This is a genomic window from Rhodovulum kholense (assembly GCF_003053725.1).
GTDB lineage: Bacteria > Pseudomonadota > Alphaproteobacteria > Rhodobacterales > Rhodobacteraceae > Rhodovulum > Rhodovulum kholense.
In genome coordinates this window covers 1-2,076 of sequence record NZ_QAYC01000041.1, presented here as the reverse complement: position 1 = coordinate 2,076, position 2,076 = coordinate 1, and the positions used below count along the sequence as shown (strand labels likewise).

At 68.7% G+C, this 2,076-nt stretch carries 2 protein-coding genes; both read right to left on the bottom strand.

The features are described 5' to 3' along the window. On the bottom strand, nucleotides 1–280 hold a 280-nt coding region (locus C8N38_RS20955), incomplete at its 3' end, for a DUF4150 domain-containing protein (RefSeq protein WP_146176355.1). 13 nt (nucleotides 281–293) lie between these two features. Beyond that, on the bottom strand, nucleotides 294–2,076 hold a 1,783-nt coding region (locus C8N38_RS20950), incomplete at its 5' end, for a type VI secretion system Vgr family protein (protein WP_215731190.1).

Below are 2,076 nucleotides of genomic sequence, written 5' to 3'. Positions count from 1 at the left end.
CCTTCGGCTCGCAGATCGCCCCCACCGTGCCCGACTTCACCCCCGTGCCGGTCCCCGGCTCGTCGCCCGTGCAGCAGGTCGTCATCGAGCCCGTGTTGTGCGCCCTGAGCCCCGTCATCCGCACCGTCGCGGCCGTGTTCGCGTCGTCCCCCTGAACCGCGGTGATCGTGTAGGGGATCGGCACCAGGCTCGATCCCACCGGCGTCTTGCAGACATCGGGCGTGCAGGACACGATCAGTCCCTCGCTGGTGTCGCGGCTGCCTTCCTTCGGAATTGCCATGCCCGTCCGCCCCTCAGTTCAGGTCGATGACCTTGCCGTTGATCTGCACATGGCCCGAGGCGGTGAAGTTGAACTTCGTGCCGATGATCGTCACGTTACCCTCGGCATCCATGACGAATTTCGACTTGCCGCAGTTGATCAGGAATTCCTGGCCCACATTGACCGTCATCGTGTGCCCGACCGAGGTGTTCTTGTAGGCGCCGATCTGCTCGGTGCGCGCCAGCCCGATCGTGTCCGAGCGGAACTTCTCGACCATCGTCATCATCACGCCGCCCATCGGCATCACGTCCGATAGCAGGCTTGCGATGCTGTCCGTGCGCGCGGCCTGTTCCGCCCCGCCCACCGCGCGGTGGTTGCCCGCGGCGTCGAACCGGGCGCGCGCCGACCCCGCGGCCGCCTCGATCGCCGCCCCCGCAGCGGCGAAGGAGGCCGCGAAGGCGGTGACCGCCTTGCTTCCCACCGCCTCGGAGCCCGCCAGCGCATCCTGCCCGCCGGCCGCCGCCACCGCGCCCACCGCCCCGAAGAGGCTGCCGAGCTGGCCGCCCACCGTGCGGTTCAGCGACCCGCCGATCGTCTCCTGCTGGTTGTTGCCGGTCGAGACCAGCCGGTTGTTGCCCACTGTCTCGACGCTGGAATTCTCGATGCGCGCGCCGCGGTTGTTGAGGATCCGGGTCATCTGATCCTTCTGGGCGTGCAGGAACATCACCTCTTCGCCGGTCGCGTCCTCGAAGGAAATCTCGTTGTGGCCCGTGGACTTGTGGCTGTCCGAGCGCAGCACCGACTTGGTCTTGTGCGCGGGCAGGACATAGGGCCGATCATGGGTCCCGTTATAGACGCATCCCGTGACCAGCGGCTTGTCGGGGTCGCCGTCGAGGAACTCGACCACCACCTCCATGCCGATCCGGGGGATCACCATCCCGCCCCAGCCCGCGCCCGCCCAGCTTTGCGACACCCGGCAGCGCATCGACCAGGCCTCGTCCAGATCCCAGTGGAACCGCACCAGGATCCGGCCGTATTCGTCGCAGTCGATCTCGCCCTCGCCGACCACCGTCGCCGTCTGCGGCCCCCGCACGTCGGCCCGGGCGGTCTTCTGTTCGGGCAAAAGCGGCGCCTCGACCGGCATCAGGACGTATTGCCCGTCATAGGCGCGGCCGTCGCCATCGTCCGAGCCGCCCGAGCCATAGTTGTCGGCGGTGTAGGAGTGCCGGGCGCTGAGGCACATGTATTCGCCGCCGGTCCCGGGCACCGGATCGCCCGACAGCGTCACCCGGAGCCCCGCGCCAAGCGCCACGATATCGCCCTCGGCCTCAAAGCGCCGGTCCTGGCCGCGTTCGCCCTGGGCGCGCAGCTCGGCCACCACCCGGCCGCGGCCCTGATCGAGGTAATCGCCCGGCCAGTCGAAGCTCTCGATCTGGCCCTGTTCGTAAGCCGCGTCGCCCAGATGGTCGGTCTCCATCGCCGCCACCGGGGCCTTGAAATTGTAGTCCGTCAGCCGGATCGCCCCGGTCGTGATCCGCCGCGCGGGCCGCCAGGCGCGGAAATGCGAGATCTCCTCCTGATGGTGGCCCTCGGCCGGGCGGAAGGGCCGCGCGCCGATGCTGTCATGGGCCTCGACCTGGTCGGTCAGCACCATCTCATGGGCGCCGTCCGCGTGGCGGAAGTGATAGCTGATCCCGTGCCGCTCCATCATCCGGCAGGCGAAGGCCAGGTCGCTCTCGCGGTACTGCACGGTGTATTCGAGTTCGGGGTAGTCGTTGGCCAGCTCGACCGTCAGCGCGCCCGCATCCGCGTAGGCC